Source organism: Alteraquisediminimonas sediminicola (genome assembly GCF_019740335.1).
In the GTDB taxonomy this organism is placed as follows: Bacteria; Pseudomonadota; Alphaproteobacteria; order Sphingomonadales; family Sphingomonadaceae; genus Alteraquisediminimonas; species Alteraquisediminimonas sediminicola.
The window spans coordinates 1-5852 of the sequence record NZ_JAHXZS010000011.1 but is presented as its reverse complement, the minus strand read 5'-3'; the positions used below and the strand labels follow the sequence as shown (position 1 = coordinate 5852).

3 tRNA genes and 3 rRNA genes are annotated in these 5852 nt (G+C 52.5%); all 6 read left to right on the top strand.

From position 1 onward, the window contains the following. Positions 1–412: 412 nt before the first annotated feature. The 6 genes from K6117_RS14375 (at position 413) to K6117_RS14350 (ending at position 5794) form a co-directional block, all read left to right on the top strand. Positions 413–1901: ribosomal RNA gene (locus K6117_RS14375) — 16S ribosomal RNA — on the top strand. Between the two features lie 177 nt (positions 1902–2078). Then, positions 2079–2155, top strand: a tRNA-Ile gene (locus K6117_RS14370). 9 nt (positions 2156–2164) lie between these two features. Continuing rightward, positions 2165–2240, top strand: a tRNA-Ala gene (locus K6117_RS14365). 270 nt (positions 2241–2510) lie between these two features. Then, a 23S ribosomal RNA gene (locus K6117_RS14360) occupies positions 2511–5302 on the top strand. A 125-nt stretch (positions 5303–5427) separates the two neighbouring features. Continuing rightward, positions 5428–5542: ribosomal RNA gene (rrf, locus tag K6117_RS14355) — 5S ribosomal RNA — on the top strand. Together the 16S, 23S and 5S rRNA genes with 3 tRNA genes alongside form the textbook arrangement of a ribosomal RNA operon. A 175-nt stretch (positions 5543–5717) precedes the next feature. Further along, positions 5718–5794: transfer RNA gene (locus tag K6117_RS14350), tRNA-Met, on the top strand. Positions 5795–5852 lie beyond the last annotated feature (58 nt).

Sequence of the window (5852 nt, the reverse complement as noted above, 5' to 3'; positions counted from 1 at the left end):
GTCAATTCTCGTCAAAAATATGCAACAAAGAGGTTGACCCGAATCGAGGGTGGTCTTAGAGGCCTGTTCACCGCAGCGACGGACTGCACGGAACGGCCCACGGATCGGCAACGAAACGACGGGAAACGGCCAGAAGTTCGGGAGTAGCGGTCAGCTTTAAGCAGGCGCACCGAGAACCGGTAGGAATACTGGTTGATGGTGTGTCGGTTTTTTCGGCTCTTTGACATTGTTATTTAGATGAAGGGACATGTGGGCGGCGGCCCCGGCTCTGACGGCTTCAAGGCGTCAGTAGGTCGGTTAAATTAGCCACTCCTATATGTCCTAATAACCATACGTTTTTAGAATGTGCAGGAATGGCTCCTTGAAATGAGCGGTTATCTGAGGGAATTCCACCTTTTGATAATCGAGCATCAAACTTGAGAGTTTGATCCTGGCTCAGAACGAACGCTGGCGGCATGCCTAACACATGCAAGTCGAACGAGACCTTCGGGTCTAGTGGCGCACGGGTGCGTAACGCGTGGGAATCTGCCCTTAGGTTCGGAATAACTCAGAGAAATTTGAGCTAATACCGGATGATGACGAAAGTCCAAAGATTTATCGCCTAGGGATGAGCCCGCGTAAGATTAGCTAGTTGGTGGGGTAAAAGCCTACCAAGGCGACGATCTTTAGCTGGTCTGAGAGGATGATCAGCCACACTGGGACTGAGACACGGCCCAGACTCCTACGGGAGGCAGCAGTGGGGAATATTGGACAATGGGCGAAAGCCTGATCCAGCAATGCCGCGTGAGTGATGAAGGCCTTAGGGTTGTAAAGCTCTTTTACCCGGGATGATAATGACAGTACCGGGAGAATAAGCCCCGGCTAACTCCGTGCCAGCAGCCGCGGTAATACGGAGGGGGCTAGCGTTGTTCGGAATTACTGGGCGTAAAGCGTACGTAGGCGGTGACTCAAGTCAGAGGTGAAAGCCTGGAGCTCAACTCCAGAACTGCCTTTGAAACTAGGTCGCTAGAATTGCGGAGAGGTGAGTGGAATTCCGAGTGTAGAGGTGAAATTCGTAGATATTCGGAAGAACACCAGTGGCGAAGGCGGCTCACTGGACGCATATTGACGCTGAGGTACGAAAGCGTGGGGAGCAAACAGGATTAGATACCCTGGTAGTCCACGCCGTAAACGATGATAACTAGCTATCAGGACTCTTAGAGTTTTGGTGGCGCAGCTAACGCATTAAGTTATCCGCCTGGGGAGTACGGTCGCAAGATTAAAACTCAAAGGAATTGACGGGGGCCTGCACAAGCGGTGGAGCATGTGGTTTAATTCGAAGCAACGCGCAGAACCTTACCAGCGTTTGACATCCTGATCGCGGATCGTAGAGATACTTTCCTTCAGTTCGGCTGGATCAGTGACAGGTGCTGCATGGCTGTCGTCAGCTCGTGTCGTGAGATGTTGGGTTAAGTCCCGCAACGAGCGCAACCCTCGACCTTAGTTACCATCATTTAGTTGGGGACTCTAAGGTAACCGCCGGTGATAAGCCGGAGGAAGGTGGGGATGACGTCAAGTCCTCATGGCCCTTACGCGCTGGGCTACACACGTGCTACAATGGCAACTACAGTGGGCAGCAAGTCGGCGACGATGAGCTAATCTCCAAAAGTTGTCTCAGTTCGGATTGTTCTCTGCAACTCGAGAGCATGAAGGCGGAATCGCTAGTAATCGCGGATCAGCATGCCGCGGTGAATACGTTCCCAGGCCTTGTACACACCGCCCGTCACACCATGGGAGTTGGTTTCACCCGAAGGCAGTGCTCTAACCCGCAAGGGAGGAAGCTGACCACGGTGGGATCAGCGACTGGGGTGAAGTCGTAACAAGGTAGCCGTAGGGGAACCTGCGGCTGGATCACCTCCTTTCTAAGGATGAGTTCGAAAGCGCTTTGCTTTATGCAGAGAAGAGCTTCGCACTTTCCAAAGAACATTTGCCGCCGTCCTCATGTCCCTTCATCCTGGAAAACATAGCATTTGCTATGTATGCCTGAGCTGGCCTTTTACGCCGCCTGCGGCCCTTATGGGTCAGTGATGGCGCGGTGGGGGCCGGTAGCTCAGGTGGTTAGAGCGCACGCCTGATAAGCGTGAGGTCGTAGGTTCAACTCCTACTCGGCCCACCATATTGGTAGGGGGCCTTAGCTCAGTTGGGAGAGCGGTAGCTTTGCAAGCTTCAGGTCGTCGGTTCGATCCCGACAGGCTCCACCATTATTCATGACATCCAGGGTGAAGACATCAGTTCCGCTGCGCAAGCAGCGGTTAAGGGAGCTTGGCTCCCGCATTTTTGACATTGTGAATGGGTTTAGAAATCGATGCCGTGGCAGTATCGACGTTGTTCAAACAACGACTTTATTGTTACTGAAACTAGATTAACATCTGGCTGAGATTTTATTATCCACATCTACACAAGACATTGCATCAAATGTACGACCTTTTGCAAGGAGGTCGTCCAGCATTGTCGTTGGTGGTGTGGACTCTCAAGTGTGAGGTAAGGGCATATGGTGGATGCCTTGGCATGCACAGGCGATGAAGGACGTGGCACGCTGCGATAAGCTGTGGGGAGGTGTGAGCAACCTTTGATCCGCAGATTTCCGAATGGGGGAACCCACCCTCACCATTAAATTTTGCTTCTGAGCAATCAGGGGCAAAAGTTTAATGGGGAAGGTATCACCGAGCTGAATACATAGGCTTGGTGAAGCGAACCTGGTGAACTGAAACATCTAAGTAACCAGAGGAAAAGACATCAACCGAGATTCCGTTAGTAGTGGCGAGCGAACGCGGACCAGGCCAGTGCCTGATGTTTAATTAGCAGAACAAACTGGAAAGTTTGGCCATAGCGGGTGACAGCCCCGTATGCGACAGTGAAACATCAGGACTTGAGTAAGGCGGGACACGTGAAATCCTGTCTGAACATGGGGGGACCACCCTCCAAGCCTAAATACTCGTGCATGACCGATAGTGAACAAGTACCGTGAGGGAAAGGTGAAAAGCACCCCGATGAGGGGAGTGAAATAGTACCTGAAACCGTATGCCTACAAGCAGTGGGAGGGGCTTTATGCCCTGACCGCGTACCTCTTGCATAATGGGTCTGTGACTTAATGTATCAAGCAAGCTTAAGCCGTTAGGTGTAGGCGCAGCGAAAGCGAGTCTGAATAGGGCGACTTAGTTTGATGCATTAGACCCGAAACCCGGCGATCTATGCATGACCAGGATGAAGGTGAGGTAACACTTACTGGAGGTCCGAACCGATTAACGTTGAAAAGTTACCGGATGAGTTGTGCTTAGGGGTGAAAGGCCAATCAAGCCGGGAAATAGCTGGTTCTCCGCGAAAACTATTGAGGTAGTGCCTCGGACGAATACCTTAGGGGGTAGAGCACTGGATGGATGCGGGGGTCGCGAGACCTACCAATTCTAACCAAACTCCGAATACCTAAGAGTAATATCCGGGAGACAGACGGCGGGTGCTAAGGTCCGTCGTCAAAAGGGAAACAGCCCTGACCTACAGCTAAGGTCCCCAAGTCACGTCTAAGTGGGAAAGCATGTGGGAACCCCAAAACAACCAGGAGGTTGGCTTAGAAGCAGCCATCCTTTAAAGAAAGCGTAACAGCTCACTGGTCTAAATAAGGGTTCCTGCGGCGAAGATGTAACGGGGCTCAAGACGTGCACCGAAGCTTAGGGTGTGGATTTATCCACGCGGTAGCGGAGCGTTCCGTAAGCCTGTGAAGCCGAAGGGTAACCGACGGTGGAGGTATCGGAAGTGCGAATGCAGACATGAGTAGCGATTAACAGGGTGAGATGCCCTGTCGCCGAAAGACCAAGGGTTCCTGCTTAAAGCTAATCTGAGCAGGGTAAGCCGGCCCCTAAGACGAGCCCGAAGGGGGTAGTCGATGGGAACCACGTTAATATTCGTGGGCCTGGTGGTGTGTGACGGATCTCGTGTATTGTCAGACCTTATCGGATTGGTCTGGCTTTGAAGAGGTTCCAGGAAATAGCCCCACCGTATAGACCGTACCCGAAACCGACACAGGTGGTCAGGTAGAGTATACCAAGGCGCTTGAGAGAAGTATCCTGAAGGAACTCGGCAAATTGCCTCCGTACCTTCGGAAGAAGGAGGCCCCACATTAAGGCAACTTTTTGTGGGGGGCACAGGCCAGGGGGTAGCGACTGTTTAGCAAAAACACAGGGCTCTGCTAAGTCGGCTTCAAGACGACGTATAGGGCCTGACGCCTGCCCGGTGCTGGAAGGTTAAGTGGAGGGGTGCAAGCTCCGAAATGAAGCCCCAGTAAACGGCGGCCGTAACTATAACGGTCCTAAGGTAGCGAAATTCCTTGTCGGGTAAGTTCCGACCTGCACGAATGGCGTAACGACTTCCCCACTGTCTCCAGGATATGCTCAGCGAAATTGAATTCTCCGTGAAGATGCGGAGTACCCGCGGTTAGACGGAAAGACCCCGTGCACCTTTACTGCAGCTTCAGAGTGGCATTAGGAAAGAATTGTGTAGCATAGGTGGGAGGCTTTGAAGCCAGGTCGCCAGATCTGGTGGAGCCATAGGTGAAATACCACCCTGTTGTTTTCTGATGTCTAACCTCGAACCATGAAACTGGTTCAGGGACCCTCTGTGGCGGGTAGTTTGACTGGGGCGGTCGCCTCCTAAAGAGTAACGGAGGCGCGCGAAGGTTGGCTCAGGACGGTTGGAAACCGTCTGTTAGAGTGCAATGGCATAAGCCAGCCTGACTGCGAGACTGACAAGTCGAGCAGAGACGAAAGTCGGTCATAGTGATCCGGTGGTCCCTCGTGGAAGGGCCATCGCTCAACGGATAAAAGGTACGCCGGGGATAACAGGCTGATAACCCCCAAGAGCTCATATCGACGGGGTTGTTTGGCACCTCGATGTCGGCTCATCACATCCTGGGGCTGGAGCAGGTCCCAAGGGTTTGGCTGTTCGCCAATTAAAGTGGTACGTGAGCTGGGTTCAGAACGTCGCGAGACAGTTTGGTCCCTATCTGCCGTGGGCGTCGATATTTGAGAGGAGTTGACCCTAGTACGAGAGGACCGGGTTGAACATACCTCTGGTGCACCTGTCGTTCTGCCAAGAGCGCAGCAGGGTAGCTATGTATGGACGGGATAACCGCTGAAAGCATCTAAGCGGGAAGCCTCCCTCAAGATAAGATATCATAGAGCCGTCGGAGACCACGACGTTGATAGACCAGATGTGGAAGTGGAGTAATCCATGGAGCTAACTGGCACTAATTGCTCTATTCGCACTTGAAAGTCCCACCATCAACGACAACGCTGGATACAGCATTGCCTTTGAGTGACGATAATTAAGTCGACGCCTGATATAATCATCGATTTCTAAACCGGAACAATAGTTCTCCATGCGCCTGCTTCATAGCTTGGTGACCATAGCGACTGTGACCCACCCGATCCCATCCCGAACTCGGCCGTGAAACCAGCCTGCGCCGATGGTACTACCGCTTAAGCGTTGGAAGAGTAGGACGTCGCCAGGCTTTGTAGCAGGCGCATGAAGAATAAAAGTTCCGGTAAAACCCATCACAATGTCGAAAATACAAAGCTTGGCCGCAACCGACGGACATAAGATGTCCTGCCCGAGCCTCTCGCATCAAGCGATACCCCTTAGGCATTACATCCCAATAATCCGCCATTGCGCAACCAACACCCTGTCGCGGGATGGAGCAGCCCGGTAGCTCGTCAGGCTCATAACCTGAAGGTCGTAGGTTCAAATCCTACTCCCGCAACCAAATCACACACAACACACTCACACAAACGCCACCCTCGGGTGGCTTTTTGGCGTTTAGG